Annotated in this window: 29 protein-coding genes and 1 tRNA gene; 17 read left to right on the top strand and 13 right to left on the bottom strand. The window is 70.9% G+C overall.

The genetic code is table 11. The annotated features are described in order from the left end of the window. Positions 1-392: transposase (locus OIE40_RS16205; RefSeq protein ID WP_264703971.1), on the bottom strand; the 392-nt coding region annotated here is incomplete at its 3' end. A gap of 212 nt (positions 393-604) precedes the next feature. Here OIE40_RS16205 and OIE40_RS16200 point away from each other — a divergent pair. Beyond that, positions 605-1,267, top strand: coding sequence for a hypothetical protein (locus OIE40_RS16200; protein WP_264703970.1), 663 nt, complete (start codon positions 605-607; stop codon positions 1,265-1,267). A 387-nt stretch (positions 1,268-1,654) separates the two neighbouring features. Here the strand turns inward: OIE40_RS16200 and OIE40_RS16195 are convergent. Then, positions 1,655-1,733, bottom strand: a tRNA-Gln gene (locus OIE40_RS16195). 132 nt (positions 1,734-1,865) lie between these two features. On the opposite strand from OIE40_RS16195, the gene OIE40_RS16190 reads away from it, so the two are divergent. Next, positions 1,866-2,510, top strand: coding sequence for a TetR/AcrR family transcriptional regulator (locus tag OIE40_RS16190; RefSeq protein WP_264703981.1), 645 nt, complete (start codon positions 1,866-1,868; stop codon positions 2,508-2,510). A gap of 29 nt (positions 2,511-2,539) precedes the next feature. On the opposite strand, the gene OIE40_RS16185 is transcribed toward OIE40_RS16190, so the two are convergent. Further along, positions 2,540-3,001 carry a hypothetical protein gene (locus tag OIE40_RS16185; protein WP_264703969.1) on the bottom strand — a complete coding sequence of 154 codons (462 nt, stop codon included), beginning with the start codon at positions 2,999-3,001 and terminating at the stop codon, positions 2,540-2,542. Between the two features lie 70 nt (positions 3,002-3,071). Between OIE40_RS16185 and OIE40_RS16180 the strand changes: the two genes are divergently transcribed. Next, on the top strand, positions 3,072-4,241 hold the full coding sequence (locus OIE40_RS16180; protein ID WP_264703968.1) for an MFS transporter: 1,170 nt from the start codon (positions 3,072-3,074) through the stop codon (positions 4,239-4,241). A gap of 24 nt (positions 4,242-4,265) precedes the next feature. Here the strand turns inward: OIE40_RS16180 and OIE40_RS16175 are convergent, their stop codons facing one another. From OIE40_RS16175 to rsmI, 4 genes are read right to left on the bottom strand one after another with little or no spacing between them, the layout of a single operon-like run. After that, on the bottom strand, positions 4,266-5,198 hold the full coding sequence (locus OIE40_RS16175; protein ID WP_264703966.1) for a 4-(cytidine 5'-diphospho)-2-C-methyl-D-erythritol kinase: 933 nt from the start codon (positions 5,196-5,198) through the stop codon (positions 4,266-4,268). Between the two features lie 10 nt (positions 5,199-5,208). Next, complete coding sequence (rsmA, locus tag OIE40_RS16170) at positions 5,209-6,084, bottom strand: 16S rRNA (adenine(1518)-N(6)/adenine(1519)-N(6))-dimethyltransferase RsmA (protein ID WP_264703964.1); 876 nt, start codon at positions 6,082-6,084, stop codon at positions 5,209-5,211. Next, on the bottom strand, positions 6,077-6,946 hold the full coding sequence (locus OIE40_RS16165; protein ID WP_264703962.1) for a TatD family hydrolase: 870 nt from the start codon (positions 6,944-6,946) through the stop codon (positions 6,077-6,079). Before OIE40_RS16165 ends, rsmA begins: the two co-directional genes overlap by 8 nt. Beyond that, entirely contained in the window at positions 6,943-7,803 is an 861-nt protein-coding gene (rsmI, locus tag OIE40_RS16160) for a 16S rRNA (cytidine(1402)-2'-O)-methyltransferase (protein ID WP_264703960.1), read from the bottom strand. Before rsmI ends, OIE40_RS16165 begins: the two co-directional genes overlap by 4 nt. Before the next feature lie 176 nt (positions 7,804-7,979). Here rsmI and OIE40_RS16155 point away from each other — a divergent pair, with 176 nt between their 5' ends. The 5 genes from OIE40_RS16155 (at position 7,980) to OIE40_RS16135 (ending at position 12,817) form a co-directional block, all read left to right on the top strand. Then, entirely contained in the window at positions 7,980-9,524 is a 1,545-nt protein-coding gene (locus OIE40_RS16155) for a dolichyl-phosphate-mannose--protein mannosyltransferase (protein ID WP_264703979.1), read from the top strand. 7 nt (positions 9,525-9,531) lie between these two features. Further along, positions 9,532-10,143, top strand: a complete 612-nt coding sequence (locus OIE40_RS16150) for a GNAT family N-acetyltransferase (RefSeq protein WP_264703958.1) — start codon at positions 9,532-9,534, stop codon at positions 10,141-10,143. A gap of 120 nt (positions 10,144-10,263) precedes the next feature. Then, on the top strand, positions 10,264-11,709 hold the full coding sequence (locus tag OIE40_RS16145) for a uracil-xanthine permease family protein (protein ID WP_264703956.1): 1,446 nt from the start codon (positions 10,264-10,266) through the stop codon (positions 11,707-11,709). Positions 11,710-11,828: 119 nt separating this feature from the next. Beyond that, positions 11,829-12,509 carry an AzlC family ABC transporter permease gene (locus tag OIE40_RS16140; RefSeq protein ID WP_264703953.1) on the top strand — a complete coding sequence of 227 codons (681 nt, stop codon included), beginning with the start codon at positions 11,829-11,831 and terminating at the stop codon, positions 12,507-12,509. Between the two features lie 2 nt (positions 12,510-12,511). Further along, entirely contained in the window at positions 12,512-12,817 is a 306-nt protein-coding gene (locus OIE40_RS16135) for an AzlD domain-containing protein (RefSeq protein WP_264703976.1), read from the top strand. 60 nt (positions 12,818-12,877) lie between these two features. On the opposite strand, the gene OIE40_RS16130 is transcribed toward OIE40_RS16135, so the two are convergent. After that, positions 12,878-14,833, bottom strand: a complete 1,956-nt coding sequence (locus OIE40_RS16130; protein WP_264703951.1) for an acyl-CoA dehydrogenase family protein — start codon at positions 14,831-14,833, stop codon at positions 12,878-12,880. Continuing rightward, complete coding sequence (locus OIE40_RS16125) at positions 14,830-15,474, bottom strand: TetR/AcrR family transcriptional regulator (RefSeq protein ID WP_264703949.1); 645 nt, start codon at positions 15,472-15,474, stop codon at positions 14,830-14,832. Before OIE40_RS16125 ends, OIE40_RS16130 begins: the two co-directional genes overlap by 4 nt. Before the next feature lie 71 nt (positions 15,475-15,545). Between OIE40_RS16125 and OIE40_RS16120 the strand changes: the two genes are divergently transcribed. The 4 genes from OIE40_RS16120 to OIE40_RS16105 all read left to right on the top strand — a co-directional run bounded on the left by OIE40_RS16120 (position 15,546) and on the right by OIE40_RS16105 (position 19,827). Beyond that, positions 15,546-16,829 (top strand): acetyl-CoA C-acetyltransferase, encoded by a 1,284-nt coding sequence (locus OIE40_RS16120; RefSeq protein ID WP_264703948.1) that lies wholly within the window; start codon positions 15,546-15,548, stop codon positions 16,827-16,829. Continuing rightward, positions 16,829-18,211: a 3-oxoacyl-ACP reductase gene (locus tag OIE40_RS16115; protein WP_264703946.1), complete on the top strand. Its 1,383-nt coding sequence runs from the start codon at positions 16,829-16,831 to the stop codon at positions 18,209-18,211. Before OIE40_RS16120 ends, OIE40_RS16115 begins: the two co-directional genes overlap by 1 nt. After that, positions 18,211-19,074, top strand: a complete 864-nt coding sequence (locus OIE40_RS16110; RefSeq protein WP_264703944.1) for a MaoC/PaaZ C-terminal domain-containing protein — start codon at positions 18,211-18,213, stop codon at positions 19,072-19,074. Before OIE40_RS16115 ends, OIE40_RS16110 begins: the two co-directional genes overlap by 1 nt. A gap of 159 nt (positions 19,075-19,233) precedes the next feature. Beyond that, positions 19,234-19,827, top strand: a complete 594-nt coding sequence (locus OIE40_RS16105) for a DNA-3-methyladenine glycosylase I (protein WP_264703941.1) — start codon at positions 19,234-19,236, stop codon at positions 19,825-19,827. A 77-nt stretch (positions 19,828-19,904) separates the two neighbouring features. Here OIE40_RS16105 and OIE40_RS16100 read toward each other — a convergent pair whose 3' ends face one another. From OIE40_RS16100 to OIE40_RS16085, 4 genes are read right to left on the bottom strand one after another with little or no spacing between them, the layout of a single operon-like run. Then, complete coding sequence (locus OIE40_RS16100; RefSeq protein WP_264703939.1) at positions 19,905-21,107, bottom strand: M20 metallopeptidase family protein; 1,203 nt, start codon at positions 21,105-21,107, stop codon at positions 19,905-19,907. A 55-nt stretch (positions 21,108-21,162) separates the two neighbouring features. Then, a complete protein-coding gene (locus OIE40_RS16095; RefSeq protein ID WP_264703937.1) occupies positions 21,163-21,456 on the bottom strand; it encodes a hypothetical protein in 294 nt (97 codons plus the stop codon). A gap of 30 nt (positions 21,457-21,486) precedes the next feature. Beyond that, positions 21,487-22,014 carry a hypothetical protein gene (locus OIE40_RS16090; RefSeq protein ID WP_264703935.1) on the bottom strand — a complete coding sequence of 176 codons (528 nt, stop codon included), beginning with the start codon at positions 22,012-22,014 and terminating at the stop codon, positions 21,487-21,489. After that, on the bottom strand, positions 22,011-22,913 hold the full coding sequence (locus tag OIE40_RS16085; protein WP_264703933.1) for an ATP-grasp domain-containing protein: 903 nt from the start codon (positions 22,911-22,913) through the stop codon (positions 22,011-22,013). Before OIE40_RS16085 ends, OIE40_RS16090 begins: the two co-directional genes overlap by 4 nt. A gap of 62 nt (positions 22,914-22,975) precedes the next feature. Here OIE40_RS16085 and OIE40_RS16080 point away from each other — a divergent pair, with 62 nt between their 5' ends. From OIE40_RS16080 to OIE40_RS16060, 5 genes are all read left to right on the top strand, one after another. After that, on the top strand, positions 22,976-23,161 hold the full coding sequence (locus tag OIE40_RS16080) for a hypothetical protein (RefSeq protein WP_264703931.1): 186 nt from the start codon (positions 22,976-22,978) through the stop codon (positions 23,159-23,161). A 136-nt stretch (positions 23,162-23,297) separates the two neighbouring features. Next, complete coding sequence (locus tag OIE40_RS16075) at positions 23,298-24,038, top strand: amino acid ABC transporter ATP-binding protein (protein ID WP_413774508.1); 741 nt, start codon at positions 23,298-23,300, stop codon at positions 24,036-24,038. Between the two features lie 32 nt (positions 24,039-24,070). Continuing rightward, positions 24,071-24,892 (top strand): glutamate ABC transporter substrate-binding protein, encoded by an 822-nt coding sequence (locus tag OIE40_RS16070; protein ID WP_264703929.1) that lies wholly within the window; start codon positions 24,071-24,073, stop codon positions 24,890-24,892. Between the two features lie 84 nt (positions 24,893-24,976). Continuing rightward, complete coding sequence (locus OIE40_RS16065) at positions 24,977-25,639, top strand: amino acid ABC transporter permease (protein ID WP_264703927.1); 663 nt, start codon at positions 24,977-24,979, stop codon at positions 25,637-25,639. Next, positions 25,636-26,565 (top strand): amino acid ABC transporter permease, encoded by a 930-nt coding sequence (locus OIE40_RS16060; RefSeq protein WP_264703925.1) that lies wholly within the window; start codon positions 25,636-25,638, stop codon positions 26,563-26,565. The genes OIE40_RS16065 and OIE40_RS16060 overlap by 4 nt, the downstream gene beginning before the upstream one ends. The last annotated feature ends 28 nt before the right edge of the window (positions 26,566-26,593 follow it).

The following is a 26,593-nucleotide window of genomic DNA, read 5'->3' as shown; positions in this document are numbered from 1 at the left end:
GAGATCCCCGTCCCGCCCAGGGCGACGACCAGGTCGTCGACGTTACGGGTCGAGACCCCGTTCACCCACGCTTCCATGATCACCGCGTACAGGGCCTGGTCGATCCGACGGCGGGCCTCCAGCACCGAGGGGAAGAACGACCCGACGCGCAGTTTCGGGATCGCCAACTCCACCGTGCCGGCCTTCGTCATCAACTCCCTCGGCCGCGTGCCGTTGCGCTCGGTGACCCGCTCCGGGGTCCGTTCGTAGCGGTCGGCGCCGATCACTTGGGCGGCCTCAACCTCGATCAGTTCCTGGAGCACGAGCCGGACCGACTCGCGAACCAGATCAACGCCGTCACCGGCACGGAATGCGTCCAACAACTCCGACACGGCAGAATCAGACAGGGCCATCGGTGAGATCTCCTTCGATGCGTGCTTGGCCGTACACACCGAAGAATCACGCCGATGGCCCGCCTCACAGTCAAGCCACGCCGATCCCCCAAACCCCACCACTCGCCGGGACTCTCACTCTCGTCCAGTGTGGTCCTGCCCGATTTGTGAGCGGGGGACTCTTGCCCGCGAGCCTCCGGTGACTACCGCCAGGCCGGTGCTACTCCTGCGGGGTGAGCGAGTTGGTGCCATTGGTGCAGTGGCTGGGCATGGCCGTCACGATGCTGGGCCTCGTCATCGTCGCACCGTCAGACTTGGGCGCTTTGGTGGCTCAGATGGTCTCGGGCGGCGCTCGGGCAGCCCACAAAGCGCGGGGCTGGCTGGCCGAACGGCTGCCATTCCTGCGGGGACAGGTCAAGGTGCGCCATAGGATGCGTCTTTACGACCTCCGGCTAGAGGCCCACGGGGCGCAGGTGATTGCCCGAGTCCTTCCGAACGATGAGGGACGGGCGACTGCGCAGCTTGCCCAAGTCCGAGAGGCGATTGCCAGCATCTACGCTGAGCTTGACGGCCTACGGGAGGCGCACGAGACCGTGCGGGTGGCCCTGGTGGAACGGCTTCACGCCCTCACCGAGCGAGTGGAGGCGCTGGAGCAGCAGGTAAGGCAGGACACCCAGACCCGACGCAAGCTCAATGGCAAGGGCCTGCCGCTCGCGGCTGGCGGCGCTCTGGTGGGCGGCTGGCCGAGCGAGTGGCTAACCATTGGCGGCGACGGTGCGGCGCTCAACCTCGGTGGCTGGCTGCTGTTGGGAAGCGGGCTGGCACTGCTGGCCGTCGGCTTCGCATGGATGGTCCAGGCGCGCGGTGAGGTCGCGCAGGGCTGGCGGCATCCCTAGCCGTTGACCGCCCGCTGCCGGTAGGCGGGCGCTGCGCGGTTGGCGGTGGAGCGGGAGACCGGCCTGCCGGTGTGGTGCGCGAGCACCGCGGCTAGCAACAAGGTGGACACACACTCAATGCCGAGCAGCGCGCCCGGGGATATCCAGCCGGGCGCTTTGAGCGGTAGCGCGGTGGGACCGAGCTTGACCTAGCCGTCGAGCTTCACGACCTCATCGCAAGTGGCCGTGCCCGCGCGCTGCGCGAGGGCTCCGGCCTCACCATCCCGATGGCTGCCCGAGCGGTGCTGTTCGCAGTCGTCTGAGGCGATTTCCACCGAGTTGTGAGCGGATTTGTGAGCAGCAAAGGCCGGGTTCCGAAGTGGAGCCCGGCCTTTGCCCTTGTCACAGCTCCCCGGGTAGGAGTCGAACCTACTGCGCTAATCCTGATTCAAAGTCAGGCGGGCCCTGCCGGAAGACCAACCGGGGATCGGGCACAACTGTACGGCCCACTCCCGCTTGTCGCATCCCGGGACGATTGGCATGCCGCGCCCTCGACAGCCAGACTGGGCGGGTGACTTCCACCTCCGCCGCGGGCCGCGCGCGCCGCGTCCGGGTCCGGATGACGCGGGCCGAGCGCCGCGAGCAGCTGATCGAGGTGGCGCGGGGGCTGTTCGCCGAGCGGGGCCTGGAGGGCACGTCGGTGGAGGAGATCGCGGCCCACGCCGAGGTCAGCAAGCCGGTAGTGTACGAGCACTTCGGCGGGAAGGAGGGCCTCTACGCGGTCGTCGTCGACCGAGAGGTGCGGGCCCTGCACACCGCGATCCGCAGCGCGCTGACAACGCCCCACGCCGGCGCCCGGCGGCTGATCGAACTCGGCACCCTGGCCCTGCTCGACTACATCGACGCCTGCCCCGACGGCTTCCTGATCATCTCGCGGGGGTCGTCCGCGACGTCACCCGAGGGGTCGTTCGCGACGATCCTGTCCGACGTGGCCAGTCAGGCCGAGGATCTCCTGGCGGGCCAGTTCAGCAAGACGGCATTCGACCCGGCGCTCGCACCGATGTACGCGCAGATGCTGGTCGGCCTGGTGGCGCTCACCGGCCAGTGGTGGCTGGACAACCGCGACAGCGGACTGGCCAAGGACCTGGTGGCGGCCCACGTGGTGAACCTCGCCTGGAACGGCATGAGACACCTCGAGACGGCACCCAAGCTGCAGCGTCCCGCGCCGGACGCCGGGGTGGCCGAGCCGGACGGGGTCGGCTGAGCCGACCGCGATCGGCGCAGGGGACGCCGTCAGTCGCGTCCCAGTGCGGTGCACACGCAGACCTTGTTGCCGTCGGCGTCGGCGAGCACAGTGAACGCCGGCTCTTCGCCGCGGTCGACCACCGTGCCACCGGCCCTCACCCCGGCGTCCAGGGGTGTGTCGAGGCCCAGCTCGAGGGCCTGGATGTGGCCCGGTTCGGGCGTCAGCCCGTGCTCTGCCGCCAGCGCGCTGATGCGTTGCGCCAGCCGCACCTCGGCGTGGGTCACCACGGGCGGGTCGCCATGTCGCAACGTGACCAGCACCCGGCCACCGGCCACGGAGATCTCGGCGCTGGTCAGTTGCTCGTCCACCTCGGTGGTGACGGCGGCCACGAGGGCTCCGGCAGTCGCCAGCGACGGCGCCGCGAAGTCGGCGCGGAGCGCGCCGAGCAGCCAGCGCCAGTCGGCCAGGTCGACGTCGTGCACGCCCAGGGGATGGATGTCGGGCTCCATGGCGGCATGCTAGACGCGGCGACCGACACAAAGTCGTTCGGGCCGTCGCCGCCTCGATAGGGTCGCACCCATGCCCGCGCCTTCCCTGTCCGCCCGCACGTCCGCCTCGGCCGTGGTCAACCTGTTCGCCTACAACGGTCTGGTCATCGGCGTGTGGGCGGCGTCGCTGGCGGCGCTCAAGGACCGGCTCGGCCTCGACGCGGGGGGCGTCGCGATCCTGCTGGTGATCACCGGCGTGGCCGCCATCGCCGCCATGCAGGTGGGGGGCCGGCTGACCGACAGCATCGGCGCCCGCCGGGTCGCCATGGCCTGCGTCCCCCTGCTGATCGTCGGGCTGGTGCTCGCCGGTTTCGCCGTGGACTTTCCGATGCTGATCGCGGCGGGCGTCCTGCTGGGCCTGGGCAACGGCGGCATCGACGTGTCGATGAACGCGATCGGCGTGCAGGTCGAGGCCGGCCGGCCCAAGCCGATCATGAGCTTCTTCCACGGCATGTGGTCGGTGGGCAACTTCACCGGCGCCGCCCTGGTGCTGCTCGCGTCGCTGGCGTGGGCGTCCGCCCCCGTACAGGCCGCCGTCGTGCTGGCGACCGTGGTCGGGGTGGGCAGCCTGGTGATCGCCCTGCGGATCACCCCCGAGACCGCCGTGGTGAGCCATGCCGACGAGTCCGGGGCGAAGAGCCCGATTCCGCGCTGGGCCTACCTGCTCGGCCTGATGGCCATCGCGTTCGGCTTGGGCGAGGGCACCGCCATGGACTGGTCGGGTCTGCACACCGCCGAAGTGGCGAACATCCCGCCGGCTCAGGCGTCCGTGGCGGTGACGGTGGTCGCCGGTTTCATGGTCGCCATCCGGCTGCTCGGCGACGCGCTCGTCGCCCGTTTCGGACGCCGCGCCGTCGTCCGCTTCGGGGGCACCTGCGCGGCCATCGGCTACCTGATCACCGCGATCGCGACCCCGCTGCCGGTGCTGCTGATCGGCTGGGCGATGGTCGGCTTCGGGATCGGCATGATCGCCCCGCAGGTGTACGCGGTGGCCGGGCACGCCGCCGGCGGTCGCGGGCTGGCGGTGGTGGTCACCTTCGGCTACGCCACGTTCCTGTGCGGGCCGGCGCTGATCGGCTTCCTGGCCAGCCACCTCGGCCTGCAGCACACCATGTTCGTGCCGGCCGCCCTGCTGGCCGCACTGCCGTTCCTGGCGTCGGTGATGCCGGACGAGCGCGGGCCGGCCACGGCGTCCGGGTAACGGTGTGTCCGGGCGGTCCTCCGCTCAGGTGGTGATCAGCCGGGCCCCGGGCACGGGGCCGGTGACCCGGCGGATCGCCCGGCACAGTCCCTGGCTGGAGAGCTGCACCGACAGGTCGACGGCGGCGGCCTCGTTGGCGGCCAGGAAGGCGCAGGTCGGTCCGGCGCCGGAGACGATGGCCCCCAGGGCGCCGAGTTCGCGGCCCGCCGCCAGTACCTGCAGCAGCCCGGGCCGCATGGCCGCCGCGGCGGGCTCCAGATCGTTGGCGAGCACCCTGCCCAGGGCGGCGGCGTCTCCGCTGACCAGGGCGTTCATGACGTCGGTGGGCATCGGCAGGTCGACCGGGGCGTCCGGATTGAGCTCGTCGAAGCGCCGGAACACCGCCGGCGTGGAGAGTTCGTCCTCGCTCAGCGCCAGCACCCAGTGGTAGCTGCCCCGACTCAGCACGGGCACCAGCTCGTCGCCCCGTCCGGTACCCAGCGCCGTCCCGCCCATCAACTGGAAGGGGACGTCGGCGCCGAGCTGGGCGCCGTAGGCACGCAGTTCGTCGGGGGTGATGTCCAGATCCCACAGCACCGAACAGGCGAGCAGGGCGCCCGCGGCGTTCGCCGAGCCGCCCGCCATGCCGCCCGCCACCGGGATCGTCTTGCGAATCGACAGTTCCGCGCCCAGGCGCGACGGACCGTAGCTGCGGGCCAGCAGCCGGGCCGCCTTCACCGCCAGATTGCGGTCGTCGGCGGGCACCTGGTCGGCCTGGTCCCCCGTCACGGTGACGCTGAACCGGCCCGGCTCGTCCCAGCGGACGCCGACCTCGTCGAACAGCGACACCGACTGGAACACCGTGGACAGCGGGTGATACCCGTTGGGGCGCACCGCACCCACCCGGAGGGCCAGGTTGATCTTGCCGGAGACCCGGACCCGAACCCAGTCGGCCTCGGGGGCTAGGGGCGTCGCCACGTCCGCAAAGCTAGCCGATGCTCAGCCCGTTGGCACCAGCAGGGCCGGTCAGCGCAGCCAAACGGGCGAAGTCCTCGACCGCCAGCACCTCTCCCCTGGCCTGCGGATCGATTCCGGCCCGTTCCAGCGCCGCGGACGCCGCCGCCGACGACCCGAACCGTCCGGCCAGAGCCGACCGGAGCATCTTGCGCCGCTGCGCGAAGGCGGCGTCGACCAGGGCGAACACCTCGCCGCGGGTCGCCGAGGTCGCCGGCGGGTCCCGGCGCTCGAGCCGGACCAGCCCGGAGTCGACGTTGGGGACCGGCCAGAACACGGCCGGCGGCACCGACCCGACCCTGCGGGCCGAGCAGTCCCAGGCCAGCTTGACCGACGGGATGCCGTAGGTCTTCGAGCCGGGCGGCGCCACCAGCCGGTCGGCCACCTCGGCCTGCACCATCACCAGTCCGTGCCGGACCGTGTCGAATCTGGCCAGCACATGCAGCAGCACGGGGACGCTCACGTTGTAGGGCAGGTTGGCGACCACCGCGGTCGGTTGCGGGTCGGGCAGCTCGTCGACGGCGAGGGCGTCCGCCTCGATCACGGTGAGCCGGGACTCCCGGCCGGGCATCCGCTCGGCGACGGTGCGGGGCAGCAGCCCGGCCAGTCGGTCGTCGATCTCGATGGCGTGCACGTGTCGCACCACCTCGAGCAGGCCCAGGGTGAGCGAACCGAGCCCGGGCCCGATCTCGAGCACCACGTCGTCGGCGGTGAGCGCGGCGGCGACGACGATCCGGCGCACCGTGTTGGCGTCGTGGACGAAGTTCTGCCCCCGCTGCTTGGTGGGCCGCAGGTCGAGTTCGGCGGCGAGTTCACGGATCCGCCGCGGATCGAGCAGTCCCTCAGCCATCGCGCACCTCGTCCCGCCCGCCAGGCGTCTGCGGCCACTGGCCGAACAGCGCCGTGGCGTTGGCCGCCAGCAGCGCGCAGAACTCCGCCAGCTCGGCCCCCCGGCGCTGCGCCAGGAAGCGCACCGTGTGCGGCATCAGGTAGGACGCGTTCGGCTTGCCGCGCAGCGGCACCGGAGTCAGGTAGGGCGCGTCGGTCTCGACCAGCAGCCGGTCGTCGGGGGTCAGGTCGAAGGCCTCCCGCAGCGGCTCGTTCGGCTTGAACGTCGCCGTGCCCGGGAACGACAGCCAGGCTCCCCGGTCGAGGCACTGCCGGGCGAAGGCGGCATCGCCGGAGAAGCAGTGCATCATGAACCGCTCCGGCACGCCCTCGGCGTCCAGCACGTCGAGGACGTCGGCGTGCGCGTCGCGGTCGTGGATGACGATCGCCTTGTCGTGCTCGCGGGCCCAGGCCAGATGCGCCGCGAACGAGTCCTTCTGCCGGCGCCGGCCCTCGTCGTCCCGAGTGCGGTAGTAGTCGAGTCCGGTCTCCCCCACGCCCCGGACGACTGGGCCGGCCGCCACCAGCGGCTCGAGCTCGGCCAGCAGCGCGCCGAGCCGGTCACCGGCGCGGGCGGCGTCGTTGGGGTGCAGCGCGACGCAGGCGATCACCCCCGGGTGCAGTTCGGCCAGTTCGACGGCGCCTCGTGAACTGGGCACGTCGCAGCCGACCTCGACCAGTCGGGTGACCCCCACCGCGGCTGCGCGGGCGATGGCCTGTGCCGGCGGCAGCCCGGAGAACTCCGCGGTGCTGAGCAGGTGGGTGTGCGCGTCGGTGGTGGACGCCGGCAGCGGCTCGGGCGCCTCGGGCAACGGTGTGCTCATGATCCGGCGCCTTCCGGGGCGTCCGCCCGGTCCTTCAGCGCGGCGTCGTACAGCTCGCGGCGCGACACCCCGTGCGCGGCTGCCGCCTCGGCGACCGCCTCGGAACGCCGGACGCCGCCCGCGATCGCCGTGCGGACCGCGGCCAGGGCGTCGGCCAAGTTGCCGCCGGAGGTGGCCGCCCCCTCGACGACCACGGTGATCTCGCCGCGCACCTCGCCCTGCGCCCACTGCGCCAGTTCGGCCAGGGTGCCGCGCAGCACCTGTTCGTGGGTCTTGGTCAACTCCCGGCACACCACGGCCCGGCGCTCACCGCCGAAACCCGTCACCGCGTCGGCCAGGAAGGCCGGCAGCCGGTGCGGCGCCTCGAAGAACACCATCGTGCGCCGTTCGGCGGCCAAAGCGGCCAGCCGGGAGCGGCGCTCGCCGGTCTTGCGGGGCAGGAAGCCCTCGAAGCAGAACCGGTCGGTGGGCAGCCCCGACACCGCCAGCGCGGTGAGCACCGCCGACGGGCCGGGCACGGCAGTCACCCGCACCCCGGCGTCCGCCGCGGCGGCGACCAGCCGGTAGCCGGGGTCGGAGACGGCGGGCATGCCGGCGTCCGAGACCACCACGACCCGCGAACCGGCCAGCAGCCGCTCGACGAGACCGCCGACGCGGGCGCCCTCGTTGCCGTCGAAGAAGGACACCACCGTCGCCGCGGGAGTGATGCCGAGCCGGTGGCACAGGTCGCGGAACCGCCTGGTGTCCTCGGCGGCGACCACGTCGGCGCCCTCCAGGGCGCGCAGCAGGGCGGGTGCGGCGTCCGCGGTGTCGCCGATCGGCGTCCCGGCCAGCACCAGCAGCCCCCGCTCATCCATGGCTCTAACCCTGACACATTGCCGTTTAGGATGGCTCGGTGATCGAAGCCAACGGGGCGTCCACCGTCGCCGAGCCAGACGTCGGGGCGTCCACCTCTGGCGACCTCGCCCCGACCTGGACGCCGCCGCAGGCCCGCCGCAGCGGCCAGTGGCAGCCGCCGGTGGCGCGCGACGACCTGACCACCGTGCAGCGGTTGCGGGACGGCCGGCTGACCGACGTGGCGGCCGGCTGGTTCGTCACCCTCTCGATCACGCTGCTCGGGTTCCTGATCCGGCTGCAGAACCTCGCCTACCCGAACAAGCTGATCTTCGACGAGACCTACTACGCCAAGGACGCCTGGTCGCTGCTGCACTTCGGCTACGAACGCAACTGGCCCGACACCGCCAACGACCAGATCGTGGCCGGCAACACCAACGTGTGGCAGGACACCGCCGAGTTCGTCGTCCATCCGCCGCTGGGCAAGTGGCTCATCGCGCTGGGCGAATGGATGTTCGGGATGAACTCGTTCGGCTGGCGGTTCATGCCGTGCGTGTTCGGCGCCCTGCTGATCTTCGCCACCATCAGGCTGGCCCGGCGGCTGTCGCGCTCGACGCTGATCGGTGGCCTCGCCGGCCTGCTACTCACCCTCGACGGGTTGGCGTTCGTGATGAGCCGCACCGCCCTGCTCGACATCTTCCAGGCCGTCTTCCTGGTGGCCGCCGTCGCCTGCTGCGTCGCCGACCGGGACTGGTATCGGCACCGGCTGGCCGACGCGCTGGACCGGCTGGGCCGGCCCGATTTCGCCGGCGAGTTCGGACCGGTGATCTGGTGGCGTCCGTGGCGCTTCGCGGCCGGGGTGATGTTCGGCGCCGCGCTCGCCTGCAAGTGGAACTCGGTGTTCGTGCTGGCCGTGTTCGGCGTGGTCAGCGTGCTGTGGGACGTCGGGGCCCGACGGCTAGCCGGGGCCGACTGGCGCTCGTGGCTGGCCGTCCTGATCGACGGCATCCCCGCCTTCGTGCGCTTGGTCGTGGTGGGCGCCGCGGTGTACCTGGCGACGTGGATCCCGTGGTTGATGGGTACCGGCGGCTACGACCGTTCGTGGGGCGCCGACAACCCCGACCATCCATGGGTCGAGGCGTTCGGTGAGGGCTTCGCCTCGTTGCTGTGGTTCCACAAGGAGATCTACGAGTTCCACACCGGCGACTACATCAACAACGCCACCCACCCCTACGACGCGCATCCGGCCGGCTGGCTGCTGATGGTGCGGCCGACCGGGTTCGACGCGGTCAATGACATCGCGATCGGGACCGACGGATGCACCGGCACCGAGAAGTGCATCCGGGTCATCTCGGCGATGGGCACCCCGGTGCTGTGGTGGATGGCTGCGATCGCGCTGGTGGTCTGCCTGGTGTGGTGGATCGGTGGCCGCGACTGGCGCTTCGGCGTCCCGGTGCTGGCGACGCTGGCGACCTGGCTGCCCTGGTTCAACTACACCGACCGGCCGCAGTTCTTCTTCTACGCGATCACGATGGTGCCGTTCACCGTCATCGGCCTGGCGTTGGTGATGGGGCTGATCCTCGGCCCGGCGCACAGTCCCGGCCGCCGACGCGGCGCGATGATCGTCGGCGTCGCGGTGGCGCTGGTGGCACTCAACTTCGCCTGGATCTACCCGGTGCTGACCGACGAACTGCTGCCGTACTCGCAGTGGCTGTCGCGCATGTGGCTGCGGTCGTGGATCTAGCCCGCCGATGACCGCCCAGGCACCCAACTACGGCGCGTTCGACCGCGTCGACTGGCCGGTGCGGACGCCGCGGCTGACCCTGCGTCCGGCCACCGCGGCCGACGCCGAGACGGCCTGGGCGTGGCGCAGCCTGCCCGAGGTGACGCACTGGCTGACCGCCGCGTGGAGCCATGACGAGTTCGTGCGGCGCTGGGCCGAGCCGGATCGGCTCGCGGTCACCCTGCTGGTCGAGCACGAGGGGCGGGGCGTCGGCGACCTGATGATCCGGGTGACCGACGCCTGGGCGCAGGCCGAGGTGGCGGACGCCGCCCACGGCACCCAGGCCGAGCTGGGCTGGTCGCTGCTCCCCGTCGTCCAGGGCAGGGGGTTCGCCACCGAGGCGGTCGCCGCGGCGATCGAGTTGTGCGTGGGCCCGCTGGGCATCCGGCGGATCGAGGCCAACTGCTTCGCCGCCAACGAGCCGTCGTGGCGACTGATGGAGCGGCTGGGCATGCGCCGGGAGGGCCACTACGTGGCCGAGTCGCTGCACCGCAGCGGGCAGTGGCTGGACGGCCTGTCGTACGCGCTGCTGGCGTCCGAATGGCGGGGCGTGCCGCCGCGGGCCGACCGCAGCGAATAGTCCCCACCACTGTGGCCCAGCCGGGGCAGCGTGACGATCACGTCTCACCGGCCCCGGCGTCCGGAGCGCCGTCACAGGCTCGGCATAGGGTGCTGCCGACCCCTGCCGGAGAGGATCGCCATGGCCCTGTGGACGCTGCACGGAGACGGACAACTCAAGCCCGGAGAGGTGGTCGCCCCGGGCGAGCGGCTGTCCTGGGGCAAGACGGTCGGACTCGGCGCCCAGCACGTGGTGGCCATGTTCGGCGCCACCTTCGTCTTCCCGCTACTGATGGGGTTGAACCCGCAGCTCGCGGTGATGATGTCCGGCGTCGCGACGCTGATCTTTCTGCTGGTGGTGCAGGGCCGGGTGCCGAGCTACCTGGGCTCGTCGGCGTCCTTCGTGGGCGTCGCGACCGCAATCTACGGCGCCGGGGGAAACCCCGCCGACCTCACCGGCGCGATGCTGTGGGTCGGCGTGCTGCTGTTCATCGTCGGCGTCATCATCCACTTCGCCGGCTCACGGGTGATCCACAAGGCGCTTCCCCCGGTCGTCACCGGTGCCGTGGTCATGCTGATCGGGTTCAACCTCGCGCCCGTCGTGGCCGGCACGTACTGGCCGCAGGACCAGTGGGTCGCCCTGTTCGTGATGCTCGTCGTGGTGGTGCTCAGCGTCGGCGTGAAGGGCTTCCTGGGCCGCATCGCGATCTTCCTGTCACTGGTCATCGGCTACGTCGTCAGCTGGCTGGCCGACGTGCTCACCGGCCCGATCACGTCCTACAGCGCCGCCGCGGGCGAGGTCACCACCCACCTGCGGGTCGACTGGAGCGGTGTGGACGCCGCCGCCTGGGTCGGCTTCCCTCCGCTGACCGATCTCACCACCTGGCAGTTCCACGCCGCCACGAACGTGGTGGGCATCCACGCGCCGAGCTTCAACGTGGCGTTCGCCCTGATCGCGCTGCCGGTGGTGATCGCGCTGATCGCCGAGAACACCGGCCACGTCAAGGCGGTCGCCGAGATGACCGGTGAGAACCTCGACAGGGACATGGGGCGGGCCATCGCCGCCGACGGCATCGGCTCGGTCGTGGCCACGGCGGTCGGCGCCGGCCCCACCACCACCTACGCCGAGAACATCGGCGTGATGGCCGCCACCCGGGTCTACTCGACCGCCGCCTACGTGGTGGCCGCGCTGGTGGCGATCCTGTTCGGCTTCTCGCCCAAGTTCGGGGCCATCGTGTCGGCCACCCCCGGCGGCGTGCTGGGCGGCATCACCGTGGTGCTGTACGGCATGATCGGCCTGCTCGGCGCCAAGATCTGGAAGGAGAACGGGGTCGACTTCGGCAACCCGGTCAACCTCGTCCCGGTCTCGGCGGGCATCATCATCGGCATCGGCAACGTGTCGCTGCAGTTCAGCCCCGAGTTCGTGCTCGGCGGTATCGCGCTGGGCACCATCGTGACCGTTGCGGTCTACCACCTGGCCGCCACCCTGGCACCCAAGGAACTGCGCGACGCCGCCGGCGGCGCCGTCCTGATCGTCGACGAGCCGGGCATCTGGACCGACGACGACACTGACGAACCGGGCCGCTGAGCCCGCCGGTCGAGCCCGTCGGGGCTGCAGACCAGCCGTCCCAGCGCCGGCCACTCCACCGGTGTCCACGTGCACAATGCGATCGAACACCCGTGCCGGGGCGGGCTTAGGCTGCACGCGTGCCTCACCCCCGCCTGACCCCGGCAGTCCGATCCGGGGTGTCGATCGCGATCGCCGTCGGGCTGTACGGGGCCGCGTTCGGGGCGCTGGGTGTCGAGGCCGGGCTGACCGTGGCCCAGACCTGCGCTCTGAGCCTGCTGATGTTCACGGGCGGCTCGCAGTTCGCCTTCGTCGGCGTGATCGGGGGCGGCGGGACGGGGCTGAGCGCCTTCGCCGCGGCGACCCTGCTGGGCCTGCGCAACGGGGTCTACGCGATGCAGCTGGAGGCGATGCTGCGTCCCGCCGCCGGCCGCAAGGCGCTGCACGCCCAGTTCACCATCGACGAGTCGATGGCGAACGCGTCCGCCCAGACCGACCCCGATGAGCAGCGCCGCGGCTTCTGGACGGCGGGGCTCGGCATCTACCTGACCTGGAACCTGTTCACCCTGATCGGGGCGCTGGCGGGCAACGCGATGGGTGACCCGGCGCGGTGGGGCCTGGACGGCGCCGCGTGCGCCGCCTTCCTGGGTCTGCTGTGGCCACGACTCAAGGGTCGGGACCCGATCGCCATCGCCGTCGTCTGCGCAGTGGCGACGGTGCTGTTCATCCCCCTCGCACCTCCCGGGCTGCCGATCATCATCGCTGCCGTGGTGGCGGCGGGCGCGTGGGCCGTCCTGCAGCGACGGGGGGTGCCGACGTGACGATGTGGGGCTGGGTGCTGGCCTCGTGCCTGGCGGCGTACGCGTTGAAGGTGTCGGGCTACCTGTTGCCGAAGTCGGTACTGGATCGTCCGTTCGTGCCGTCGCTGGCGGCCGCGTTGACGGTGGGTCTGCTGTCGTCGCTGGTGGTGACCAATACGGTGGCCTCCGGCCAGGCGTTGGTGCTCGACTCGCGCCTGCTCGGCGTCGGCGCCGCCGCGGCGGCGCTGAAGTTCGAGCTGCCGTACATCGTGGTGGTGCTCGTCGGCGCACTGGCCACGGCCGCCGGACGCTGGGCCGGCCTGCCCTGACCGGCGCGGCTACTCCCCCGCCGCCAACCCGGCCCGGAAACCCGGGTCAGGCGCCGGGCCTCAGGCGTCCGCGGTCAGCATCGCGGCGCCCAGCCATTCGGCCGGGACGCCGAGGCCCTCGACCAGGGCGATCGCCCGGGGCCGCAGGTCGCGGCAGACCTGGTTGATCTGCTTGCGCAGGGCCTTGGCCCGGGCGTCCGACATGCGGTTGTGGGACAGGAACCAGCCGGCGTCCGCCTCGAGCGAGCTCAGCGCGAACAGGGTGCAGAGCTCCTCGAGGGTCTGCTTGGCCGCCCCCGAGGGGCAGGCGGCGATGCCGGCGATGAACGAGTCGAGCACGACCCGCTCCATGTGCGCCCGCGCCACGAACAGCACGTGGTCCTGCATGGCGTTGACCGCGTCGAAGGAATCGCGGTCGGCGGCACGCATCCGTCGAGCCAGCGAATCGATGCTGTGCCGCTCACGCTCCTCGAACATCCACGCGTGCCAGCCGCGATCGTAGAACGCGGCGGCGTCGCCCTTGCGGCGGGCGGCCGCGACCAGGCGCTCGGCGAGCAGCCCGGCGCCGGTGCGCTCGATCACCGAGCTGCCCACCATCCGGGCGGACGCCTGCACCAGCCCCAGCCTGTCCAGGCCGCCCCACACCTCGCGGTAGTTGGTCAGCACCCCCTTGGCGACGAGCTGCAGCAGCACGGTGTTGTCGCCCTCGAAGGTGGCGAACACGTCGACGTCGGAGCGCAACTGGGTGAGCTGGTTCTCACTCATGTAGCCGACGCCGCCGCACGCCTCACGGCAGGTCTGGATCGTGCCGTTGGCGAACTCGGTGTTCATCGCCTTCATCCCCGCCGCCATGGTCTCCAGCGCGCGCTGGTCGCGGGGATCGTGGTTGGGGTTGGAGCTGACCGTGCCGTAGGCGCTGATCAGGTCGTTCTGCGCGAAGCCGAGCGCATAGGCCCGGGCGATCGCCGGCAGCAGCTTGCGCTGGTGGGCGAGGTAATCCAGCAGCGGCGACTCGGGCTCGCCGGCGGCGTGCCGGAACTGCCTGCGGGAATCGGCGTACCGGGTCGCGATGGACAGCGCCCGCCGGGCGGCGATCGCCGCGCCGGCGCCGATGCAGATGCGGCCCCTCACCAGCGCGCCCAGCATGCTGAAGAAGCGCCGGTTCGGATTGTCGATCGCGGAGACGTAGTGGCCCTCGGCGTCCACCGAGCCGAACCGGTCCAGCAGCATGTCGCGCCCGACCCGCACGTGGTCGAAGCTCAGCGTCCCGTTGTCGACGCCCAGCAGGCCGCCCTTGTGGCCGTTGTCGCCGATCGTCACGCCGGCCGCCGGGGCCCCGTCGGCGTCACGGATCGGCACCAGGATGCAGTGCACGCCGTGGTTCTCGCCGGCGACCACCAGCTGGCCGAACACCGCGGCCATGTGGCCGTGGGCCGCGGCGTTGCCGATGTAGGTCTTGGTCGCGGACGCCCGGGGCGAGTCCACGACGAACTCCCCCGCCTCGGCGTCGTAGTTGATCGTCGTTTCCAGCGAGGCGACGTCACTGCCGTGGCCGCGCTCGGTCATCGCGAAGCAGCCGAGGATGCTGAGGTCGAGCGCCCCGGTCAGGAAGCGCTCGTGCTGGTCGGCGTTGCCCAGGCCGGCGATCGCTCCACCGAACAGGCCGTGCTGGACACCGGACTTGATCGCCACCGACAGGTCGCCGTAGGAAATCGTCTCGAAATCCACCAACGACTGGATCTGGGTGTCCTCGGTGGTCGCGTCGGGCGGCACGATCGAGTGCCCGAAGCCGGCGCCGCCGAGCTCTCGGAGCCGGTTCAGCGTCCATTCCCGGGCGTCGAGGTGACTCATCGCCGGGTCGCGCAGCGCACCCTGGGCGGGCCATAGGGCGCGGCCCGCGGCCCGGCGGTCGTGGTGCGAGCCTTCGAAAGCGGCGAGCAGCGCCGGCCCCAGGTCGGCGACGTCGGTCGCAACGGTCTCGTCGGCGGTGACGGACGGCTCGGTGATCGTGGTCATCGGTGTTCCTCGTAACTCGTGGTGGTGACTGGACGGTGGGCGTGGTAGGCGGGGCCGAGCAGGTCGGACAGGTCGTCGGCGACGTCTTCGGTGGGGCGGATCATCCCCGAACGGATCCACTGATCGGTGGCGGCCCGGACGCAGCCGACCAGCCCGTGCCCCCAGGTGTCGGCCCGGTCGGAGTCGAAGCCGTTGGCGCGAAGCAGTTCGGCGATGCGCTGCCCGATCCGCATGGTCAGGCCGGTGACCGGGTCGTCGCCCGGGTCGCCGTCGACCAGCGGCCGGGACATCACGAAGCGGTAGATCTCGGGGTCACGCTGCACCAGCCGCAGGTAGGCGAGGGCGAGGTCGCGGACCAGGGCGCTGAAGTCGTCGGCGGCGTCCCAGCTGACCGAGGCGTGCAGGTCGTCGAGGATGAACTGGGCGACCTTCTCGACCACGGCCCGGTAGAGGCCGGGGCGGTCGCCGAAATGCCGGTAGATGACCGGCTTGGAGGTGCCGGCCTCGGCGGCGATCTCGTCCATGCCGACGGTGGCACCGTGCCGGCGGATCGCGCGCAGCGTGGATTCGACGAGCTCCCGGCGGCGTTGCCGGCGGTGCTCGATCCAGCGGGCGTCACGCCCGTCCACGTGCGTCTTCACGAAACCGATAGTACCCGGTACTTTACGTACCTGCTACTGTGAGTGTCGTACATTATTGAGAAGGAGCTTCGATGGCAGACCTGCGCAACGCAGTCCTGGTGGGCAGCAACCGCGTGCCGTTCGGAAAGGTCGGCGGAGCCTACGCCGCGGCCACCAACCTCGATCTGCTGACTGCGGCCCTCGACGGCCTCGTGGCCCGGTTCGGCCTGGCCGGCGAACGCGTCGGCGAGGTCGCCGCGGGCGCCGTCCTCAAGCACAGCCGCGACTTCAACCTCACCCGCGAGGCGGTGCTCTCGTCGGCGTTGAGCGCCGCCACGCCCGCCTACGACGTCCAGCAGGCGTGCGCGACCAGCCTCACCGCCGCCGTCCAGCTCAGCAACCGCATCCGGGTCGGGCAACTCGACGTGGCCATCGCGGGCGGCGTCGACTCGGCGTCCGACTCGCCGATCGCGGTCAACGACGGGCTGCGCCGCAAGCTGCTGCGGTTGAACGCCGCCAAGACCCCGCTGGACAAGCTCAAGACGCTGGCCACGGTCCGGCCGGCCGACCTGGCCCCCGAGGTGCCGCGCGCCGCCGAGCCCCGCACCGGGCTGAACATGGGCCAGCACCAGGCGATCACCACCGCGCATTGGGGCATCACCCGGCAGGCGCAGGACGAGCTGGCCGCGGCCAGCCACCACAATCTCGCCAAGGCGTGGGACGCGGGCTTCTTCGACGACCTGGTCACTCCCTATCTCGGCCTGACCAGGGACCAGGCGCTGCGCGCCGACACCTCGGTCGAGAGGCTGGCGAAGCTGAGGCCGGTGTTCGGCGACGGACCCGACGCCACCATGACCGCCGGCAACTCCACCCCGCTGTCGGACGGCGCCGCCGCCGTGCTGCTCGCCGAGGAGGGCTGGGCGCGCGCCCGCAACCTGCCCGTGCTGGCCCGGATCGTCGACGCCGAGACCGCCGCGGTCGACTACCTGACCGGCACCGAGGGGCTGCTGATGGCCCCAGCGCACGCCACCGCCCGGCTGCTCGGCCGCACCGGCCTGAGCCTGCAGGACTTCGACTTCTACGAGATCCACGAGGCGTTCGCCTCGACGGTGCTGTGCACGCTCGCCGCGTGGGAATCCGACGAGTACTGCCGCGACACCCTCGGCCTGGACGGCGCGCTCGGCTCGATCGACCGGGCCAAGCTGAACGTCAACGGCTCCTCGCTGGCCGCCGGCCACCCGTTCGCGGCCACCGGGGCCCGGATCCTCGGTTCACTGGGCAAGATGCTGGCCGACAAGGGGCGCGGCAGCCGCGGCCTGATCTCGGTGTGCGCCGCGGGCGGACAGGGCGTCGTGGCGATCGTGGAGGCGATCTGATGAACCTCGACGGCATCATCTCCGGCGTGTTGAACTCGGGACCGGGCAAGGCGGTGGCCGCCGCACTGGGCTTCCCCGAGGCGACCCCGCTGCGGCGGGGCGAGGCGATGCCCGCCAACCCGCTCGTGGTCAGTGCGGTGGGCGGCGCGTCCACCCTGGTGGCGGACGCCCTGCGCACCCTCGACCTGGACGCCGAAGCGGCCGTGGTCGACGTCCCCGAAGCCCGCAGCACCGATGAGAACGGCCGCGAGCGGCCGCCCGCCTACCCGGGCCGGATCGGCGCCATCGTGGTGGATGCCACCGCGGCGGCCCGGGTGGACGACCTCGAGCAGGTGCGCGCGGTGCTCCGTCCCGCCGTGCGGGCCGTGGAGCCCTCCGGCCGGGTGATCATCGTGGCCGGCGACCCGGCGACGGCGTCCGACGTGGAGGGGGCGGCGGTCCGGCAGGCGCTGGACGGGATCATGCGCAGCGTCGGCAAGGAGCTGCGCGGCGGGGCCACCAGCAACCTGGTGCAGGTCGCCGACGGCAGCACCGCCGACGAACTGGCGCAGGTGCTGCGCTTCCTGCTGTCCGGCCGGTCGGCCTACGTCGACGGCCAGCCGCTGGTGCTCGCCGACGGGGCGACCGGGCCACGCCCGGAACCCCGCATCGTGGTGGTCACCGGTGCCGCCCGGGGTATCGGCGCGGCCATCGCGCGACGGTTCGCCGCCGACGGCGCGACGGTCGTGGCGCTCGACGTCCCGATCGCGGGCGAGGCCCTGGCCGGCGTCGCCAACGAGATCCGGGGCACCGCGCTGCAACTGGACATCACCGTGCCGGATGCCGGTGATCGCATCGCCCAGCACGTCGTCGAGCGTTACGGACCGGACGCCCGGATCGGCGCGATCGTGCACTGCGCGGGCATCCTGCGCGACAAGATGCTGGCCAACCTCGACGAAAAGCGCTGGGGTGCGGTGCTGCAGGTCAACCTGGCGGCCCAGTTGCGGATCAACGACGTGCTGCTGCGGCCCGGCCGGCCCGGCGGCCTGGCCGACGGGTCCCGCATCATCGGGGTCGCCTCGACCTCGGGCTGGGCCGGCAACAAGGGCCAGACCAACTACGCGGCGTCCAAGGCCGGCGTGATGGGCATGGTGCGCGCCCTGTCCGCGCAGCTGGCCGACCGCGGCATCGTGGTCAACGGTGTCGCGCCGGGCTTCATCGAGACTGACATGACGGCGTCCATCCCGGTGATCGACCGGGAGATCTTCCGCCGCTCCTCCAGCCTGCTGCAGGGCGGCCGGCCGGCGGACGTCGCCGAGACGATCGTCTTCCTGGCCGACCCGGGCACCCCGCTGAACGGCCAGGTGCTGCGGGTGTGCGGCCAGCTGATCGTGGGACGTTGATGGCCGACGTGGTGGTCTTCGACGCGATGCCGTCGTCGGCCGTGTTGTACGCCCGGGCGCTGGTGCCCCGTTCGCGTCCGGCGGTGGCGGCGGGCTTGCCCGAGCGCACCGTGACCCTGCTGCACTACCGCAGCACCGCGGCCGAACTCGCCCGCTACGACGCGGTGTGCGGGTTCGGGCTGACCGACGCGCTGCCGGCCAGCTGGCTGCACGTGCTGACGTTCCCGCTGCAGCTGACGCTGATGACAGCGCCGGACTTCCCGCTCGCACCGACCGGCATGGTGCACGTGAGCAACACGATGGTGCAGCACCGGCCGACCCTGATCACCGAGGCGCCCGAGCTGTCGGTGCGGGCCGAGCGGCTGCGGCCGCACCGTCGCGGCGTCCTGGTCGACCTGGTGGGCGAGGCCAGGTTGGGCGGCGAGCCGGTCTGGGAGGGTCGTTCGACGTACCTGAGCCGGGCCGCCACGCTGCCCGGCGAAGCGGAGGCCGAGGCGTCCGAACCGGACGCGGACGCCGAGCTGAGGACCGCCGGACTGTGGCGGCTTCCGGCCGACCTGGGCCGGCGTTACGCGGCCGTCTCGGGCGACGTGAACCCGATCCACCTGAACCCGCTGGCGGCGAAGGCTTTCGGCTTCCCGCGCACCATCGTGCACGGCATGTGGAGTCACGCGCGGGTGCTGGCGGCGCTGCAGCCGCGGCTTCCGGAGGCCTACGAGGTGGCGGCGCAGTTCACCAAGCCGGTGCTGCTGCCCTCGACCCTGCGGTACGCGGTCGCAGCGACCGGCTCGGGGTTCGCCGCCCGGCTGACCGACCGATCGGGCGAGAAGGTCCACCTGCGACTGGGGCTCACCGTGCGCTGACCGCCGCGGTATTTCAGCGCTGCTTGATATACCGATTTTCGACGTCGATCGCGGATTCGTGGCGTTGATTCGATTCATTCGTGATCGAGGTCGAAAATCGGTATATCGGCGTCGGGTGAAATCTCTGGGCAGGTCGGGGGCGGGTTCTACAGTGCGGGCATGAGCGACCTGATCATCGGCCCGGACGGCCTGGCCCGGCCCGCCTGGGCGGCGTCGGATGCGCTGCTGCGCGACTACTACGACACCGAGTGGGGCATGCCGGTGACCGACGAGCGCGGGGTGTTCGAACGGCTCAGCCTCGAGGCGTTCCAGTCCGGGCTGTCCTGGGCGACGATCCTGCGCAAGCGGCCCGCCTTCCGCACCGCCTTCGCCGCCTTCGACCCGGACGCCGTGGCCGCCTTCGACGAGGCCGACCTGCAGCGGTTGCTGGGCGACGCCGGCATCGTCCGCAACCGGGCCAAGATCGACGCCACGATCGCCAACGCGCGGGCCACGGTCGCGCTGCGGCCCGACGGCGGCCTGGCCGACTTCGTCTGGGGTTTCCGGCCGCACGCCACCCCGACCCCGACAAGCTACGCCGACCTGGTCAGCACGACGCCCGAGTCGGCGGCGCTCAGCAGGGCGCTGAAGAAACGTGGCTTCCGCTTCGTCGGCCCGACCACGATGCACGCCCTGATGGAGGCGATCGGCATCATCGACACCCATCTGGTCGGCTCGCACCGGCGCGGCAGCTCGGGGGTGTGGGGCGATTAGCGACACCAGATCCCGGGGCAAGCCCGGGATGACGGAACCACCAGCCCCGTCATCCCACCAGCCCGGTCTTCACTGGGTCAGCCGCGTTGCAGCCGGCGCAGCGCCACCTCGGCCAGCAGTGCCGCGTTGTCGGCAAGCACCTCGTCGTCGAACAGCGCGTGCGCGGAGTGGTTGGCCGGAGCAGTAGCCGGATCGTCACCGGGGTAGGCCGACACGAAGATGTAGGCCGTCGGCACCTGCTCGGCGACCAGGCTGAAGTCCTCGGCCCCGGCGAGCGGGAACGGCTGCTCCACGTAGCGATCAGCCCCGAAGAGGTCGATCACGGTGTCCACCAGGTGCGCATACTCGCCGGTGTCGTTGACGGTGACCGGGTAGCCGCGCACGTAGTCGACGTCGGCGCTCATCCCGTGGGCCTCGGCGATGCCGTGGGCGAGCCGGGTCATCCGCTGCGGCATCGCTTCGCGATTGGCCGGCGAGAACGTGCGCACGGTGGCGTCCAGCCGAGCGTCGTCGGGGATGATGTTGTCCTTGGTGCCCGCCTGGATGCGGCCGATCGTCACCACCACCGGGTCGAAGACGTCGACCTGCCTGGTCACCATCGCGTGCAGCGCCAGCCCGATCTCGCAGGCGACCGGCACCGGGTCGGCGGCCAGGTGCGGCTGCGAGCCGTGCCCGCCGCGTCCGTGCACCGTGATGTAGCACTGGTCCGCGGCCGCCATCAGCGGCCCGGGGCGTCCCGACCACACGCCGAGCGCATGCTCGTGCGACGACACGTGCAGGCCGTAGGCGGCGTCCACGCGGCGGCCCGCGGCCTCGAGCACCCCGTCGTCGATCATCGGCCCGGCACCACCCGGTCCCTCTTCGCCGGGCTGGAACATGAACACCACGTCCCCGGGCAACTGGTCGCGGAGTTCGTGCAGGATCTTCGCCGCCCCGACCAGCCCGGCGACGTGCAGGTCGTGACCGCAGGCGTGCATGGTGCCGGTCGTCGATGCGAACTCCTGGCCGGTCGCCTCGACCACGGGCAGCCCGTCCATGTCGCCACGCAGCAGCACCGCCGGACGCGGCCCCTCCGAGGGCGCGGTGCCGCGCAGCACCGCGACGACGCTGGTCACCGCCCGGCCGGTGGTGATCTCGAGATCCAGCCCGGCCAGTGCACCCAGGATGCGGCCCTGGGTACGGGGGTTGTCGTTGCCGAGTTCGGGATCGGCGTGGATCGCGCGGCGCAGCGCGCGCAGTTCGGGGTACAGCCGGGCGGCGAGGTCGGTGGTGGAGGTCATCCTCGAAGCTTGCCAGAGGACGCCGCCGGCGGTTCGCGATCGGCGGCCCTCGGCCTCATCCGGCCTGGGCCGGCTCGGCGGGGCTGAGGATCGACGCCACCCACACCGTCGCCGCGACCACGACAGCTCCGGCCAGGGTGATCAGGATGCGTTGCAGATCGCCGGCCAGCGCGTCCTGCCGCTCGAAGGTGAGCAGGATGACCGACACGGTGACCGCGACCGAGAACTTCCAATAGTCGGCGCCGCTCAGCTGCAGCGCCACCGAGGCCAGCGCCGCCGCCGCCCCGAGCAGCGCGGGCAGGAGGTCTCCGGGCAGCACCATCACCAGCACCCAGCCGCCGCCGAGCACGAGTCCGACCAGTCCCCGACCCGGGGCGCCTCAGTCGCGCAGGGCACGACCCAAGGCGTCCAGCTTCGCTTCGACCGCGGCCAGTCGCTGCTCGGCCTCCCCGCCCAGCCCTGGGCCTGGGGCACCGCCCGCCCCGCCGACGGGGACCTGCGCCGCACTGCGACCGCGGGAGAACTTCCACCAGCCGACCCCAACGGTGACCACCAGGGCGACGGTCAGCACCAGGAACCGGGCGAGTTGCTCACCCGACGACAGTGAGGTGCCCACCGCGTAGATCATCGTGAACAGGCCGCCCAGCAGGGCGCCGTTGGCCAGTACCGTTCCGACAGAGTCCGCGATGACGAGGGACAGCAGCATCACCAGGGTCGCGCAGACCAGCAGGATGATCGACAGGGTGAGCCGGTACGCCGCCCAGGGACTCTCGCCGCCCGTCGAGTACTCGGGTTCGGGATAGAAGGTGTCGACTCCGATGCCGATGAAGGCCACCACCACCAGTCCGAGGAAGATGCTGAAGATCACCTGCAGCATCGACTGGCCGAGATCACGTTGCGCACTCATGGCGCCAAGCGTGCCAGCACCCGGGCCGCGTACAGCTCAACCGCACCCGGTGAGGCAGCGAGCGACAGCAGCGGCTCGAACAGTTCCAGCTCCAGGATCACCGGTGCGCCGCTGTCGTCGCGGGCGATGTCGACCCTGGCGTGCAGCAGGGGTTGGGTCACGCCGCGCCCGGCCAGCACCTCGGCGGCTGTGCTCAACGCCGAGGACGCGAGCTCGCGTTCGTCCTGCGCCGGCACGACCGGGCTGAGCGTCTCCTGGTACTCACCGCCCAGCAGTCCGCCGCCCAGCGCCAGCAGCGGACCCTTGGTGACGGCATGCACGAAGGAACCGTCGAGGTGGATGAGCGCGTTCTCGCCGACCGCCGAGACCGAGGCCAGCGCCGGCTGCACCATCACCGTCTTGCCCAGTCCCAGGATCCGCCGGCCCAGCGCCTCCGCGCCGGGGTCGTCGGCCTCGAACAGCCCGGTGTTCGCCGACGCCGCAGAGACGGTGGGCTTGATCACCACCCGTCCGGACGCCGCCGCGAGGGCGGCTCTCACCTGCTCGAACTCGGAGCAGAAGGTGGTCGGGCAGACCGCGACGCCGCGGTCGGCGAGGTCGGCCAGGTAGGTCTTGTCCAGGCTCCACCGGATCACCCCGGGGTCGTTCAGCACCCGCACCCCGGACGCCACGGCGTCCAGCCAGCCGAGGAACTCGTCCACGTCGTCGGAGTAGTCCCACGGCGACTTGATCACCACCAGGTCGAACCGGCCCAGATCACTGCCCGAACGTCGCCAGTCGATGAGTTCGCAGGCCACGCCGGCGGCGGCGAAGGCGTCCCGTAGCGGCCACAGGTCGACATCGGCGTCGATGGTGCTGGTCAGCGCCCAGTGCGAGGTGACGAGAGCAACGGCGGCCATGCCCCCATCCAACCCGACCGCACCTGCTCGCGCGACTCGTCCACGGCGAGGACAATGACCTGATGGATCAGTCCCCGCCCAGCGCCGACCTGCTCGCCGTGCTGCGGTGGCAGGCCTCCGGTGGCGAGGTCGAGGTGGTCGACGCCGGCCGGCCGCTGGTGGTCGCCCTCTGCACCTGCGACGGCGGTCAGGAGATGCAGCGGATCACCTCGACCGCCGCCGACCTGCGCGCGCATCTCGTCGGGTAGCGCTCCTCACCCCTTCGGGCGGAGCCCGGGCGGCTCGACGGCATTCGTCACAAGTCGATTGCGAAACGGTGACGATCGACCCCCGCAGCACCGTAATTGCTTGTTGGCCCCAGACTCCTACGCTACGGTCACGGCCATGTCAGAGCCGCTGGTCGTGATCGAGGGCGTCAACAAGCACTTCGGTGACTTGCACGTGCTGAAGGACATCAACCTCTCCATCGACAAGGGCGAGGTCGTCATCCTGATCGGCCCGTCGGGCTCGGGGAAGTCGACTCTGTGCCGCACGATCAACCGTCTGGAGACCTTCGAATCGGGATCGATCACGATCGACGGCAAGACGCTGCCCGACGAGGGCAAGGAGCTCGCCAACCTCCGCGCCGACGTCGGCATGGTGTTCCAGTCGTTCAACCTGTTCGCCCACAAGACCATTCTCGAGAACGTCACGCTGGGCCCGATCAAGGTGCGCAAGACGCCCAAGGCCGAGGCCGAGAAGAAGGCGATGGAATTGCTCGGCCGGGTTGGCGTCGCGCACCAGGCCGAGAAGTACCCCGCCCAACTCTCCGGCGGCCAGCAGCAGCGCGTCGCGATCGCCCGCTCGCTTGCGATGAACCCGAAAGTGATGCTGTTCGACGAGCCGACGTCCGCCCTCGACCCCGAGATGGTGCAGGAGGTGCTGGACGTCATGGTCGGGCTGGCCAAGGACGGTATGACGATGATCGTCGTCACCCACGAGATGGGGTTCGCCCGCAAGGCCGCGGACAACGTCGTCTTCCTGGCCGACGGCGAGATCGTCGAGACCAACACCCCCAGCGAGTTCTTCTCCAACCCCACCTCCGCGCGTGCCAAGGACTTCCTGTCCAAGATCCTGACCCACTGACCGAGATAAGAAACCACCACACAAGGAGTTCCATGTCCTGGAAGAAGATCGGCGCCATCGTCGCCGCCGGAGCACTCGCGTTGTCACTGTCCGCCTGTGGCGGCGGCGCCGGCTCCACCGACCTGGCCAACCTCAAGATCGGCATCAAGTTCGACCAGCCCGGCCTTGGGCTGAAGACCGGTGACACCTACTCGGGTCTTGACGTGGACGTCGCCACCTACATCGCCGGCAAGCTGGGCACCACCGCCGACAAGATCCAGTGGATCCAGGCGCCGTCGGCCCAGCGCGAGACGCTGATCGAGACCGGTCAGGTCGACCTGGTGGTCGCCACCTATTCAATCAATGACGAGCGCAAGAAGAAGGTGGACTTTGCGGGACCGTACTTCATCGCCGGCCAGGACCTGCTCGTCCGTTCCGACGACACCTCGATCACCGGCCCGGAGTCGCTGGACGGCAAGAAGCTGTGCTCGGTCACCGGCTCCACCTCGGCACAGAACGTGCAGAAGAAGGTGCCCGGCGTGAACCTGCAGGAGTTCGGCACCTACTCCGAGTGCGTCACCGCGCTGGTCGCCGGCACCATCGACGCGCTGACCACCGACGACACGATCCTTGCCGGCTACGCCGCGCAAGCCCAGTACGCCGGCAAACTCAAGGTCGTCGGGGCCCCGTTCAGCACCGAGAACTACGGTGTCGGGCTGAAGAAGGGCAACACCGACCTGTGCAACAAGGTCACCGACGCGATCAAGTCGATGATCTCGGACGGCTCGTGGCAGAAGGCGGTGGACGCCAACCTCGGCGCTGCCAACTACAAGGCGCCGGCCGGCAACCCGCCCACCCCGGCCGCCTGCTCCTGATCCACCCGACGGAGGGTGCCGTCCACACCGGGCGGCACCCTCCGCTCGTCCGGAGACATTCGACCCATACGAAAGAGGTGAGCGATGGCTGACATCCTGGCCCGCTACGACTTCCTCGGCGCCTTCTGGCTGACCATCCAGTTGTCGTTCTGGTCCGCGCTGGGCGCGCTGGTGATCGGCACCGTGGTCGCGATCCTCCGCGTCTCACCGGTGCCGGTACTGCGGCTGCTCGGCACCGCGTACGTGAACACCTTCCGGAACACGCCGCTGACGCTGCTGATGGTGTTCAGCATCCTGGGTGCGAGCTATGTGCTCGGCCTGGAGATCTCGGACAACGTCACGACCAACATCTTCTACTGGGCGATCATCGTGCTCAGCGTCTACCACGCGGCCTTCGTCTGCGAGGCGCTGCGCAGCGGCGTCAATACCATTCCGGCCGGACAGGCCGAAGCGGCCCGCTCGATCGGGCTCACGTTCAGCCAGTCGCTGACCGAGGTGCTGCTGCCGCAGGCCTTCCGCGGAGCGATCGCACCGCTCGGCTCGACGCTGATCGCGCTGATCAAGAACTCCACGGTGGCCGCCGTCATCGGCGCCGCCGAGGCGGCCGGCCTGATGGCGGTCATCATCGAGAACGAGACCGGCAGCGTGCTGGTGTTCTTCCTGTTCGCCGTCGGCTTCGTCATCCTCACCCTGCCGGTCGGCATCCTGTTCACCAGCCTGTCGCGCAGGCTGGCGGTGAAGCGATGAGCGCCCAGAACGTCCTGTTCGACGCCCCCGGGCCCAAGGCCCGGCTGCGGCACAACATCCTGACCGTGGTGGGCGCCCTGCTGCTGGTCGGCATCCTGTGGATGGTGATCGCCAAGCTGGGTCAGGCGGGCCAGTTGGAGCCGGCCAAATGGTCGGTGTTCCTGACCGCGTCCCCCTGGCTCTACTACATCATTCCCGGGTTGATCGGCACCCTGACGGCCGCCCTGATCTCGGTGGTGCTGGCCGGCATCTTCGGGCTCGTCTTCGGTCTCGGACGCCTCGCGCAGGCGCGCTGGATCCGTATCGTCTGCGGCATCGTGGTGGAGTTCTTCCGGGCCGTGCCGGTGTTGCTGATGATGTACTTCGTCTTCAACATCTACAGCCGCAACGGTGTCTTCCTGGCCAGCATCAACCCGCTGATGGCGGTGGTGACGGCACTGACGCTGTACAACGGCTCGGTGATCGCCGAACTGGTGCGCTCCGGCGTCCACGCGCTGCCGAAGGGGCAGTCCGAGGCCGGGTTGTCGATCGGCCTGACCCCGCAGCAGACGCTCATCTCGATCCAGTTGCCGCAGGCCCTGGTGGCGATGCTGCCGGCGCTGATGGGGCAGCTGGTCGTGGTGATCAAGGACACCGCGCTGGGCTACGGCATCACCTACATGGAGTTGCTGAACCAGTCCAAGACGCTCGGCTCGGCATTCGCGAACACGGTGCCCGCCTACATCGTCGCCGCCGTGCTGTTCATCGTGCTGAACTACGCCATGACGAAGCTGGCCAGCATTGTCGAGGCACGGCTGCGCAAGCGTCCGATCACCGCCGGTCCGCTCACCAACACGATGCCGAACATCGTGCAGGGGGACGCCGAGCCCGGCGGCCCGATCGACAACCTGATCGAGCCGCACAAGTCGCCGGCCCCGAAGGACTGACACCGGCCGCTGGCCGCGACGACTCGAG

The sequence above is a fragment of the Micropruina sonneratiae genome (genome assembly GCF_025972045.1).
Classification (GTDB): Bacteria; Actinomycetota; Actinomycetes; order Propionibacteriales; family Propionibacteriaceae; genus Micropruina; species Micropruina sonneratiae.
This window is presented reverse-complemented; position numbering and strand designations above follow the sequence as displayed.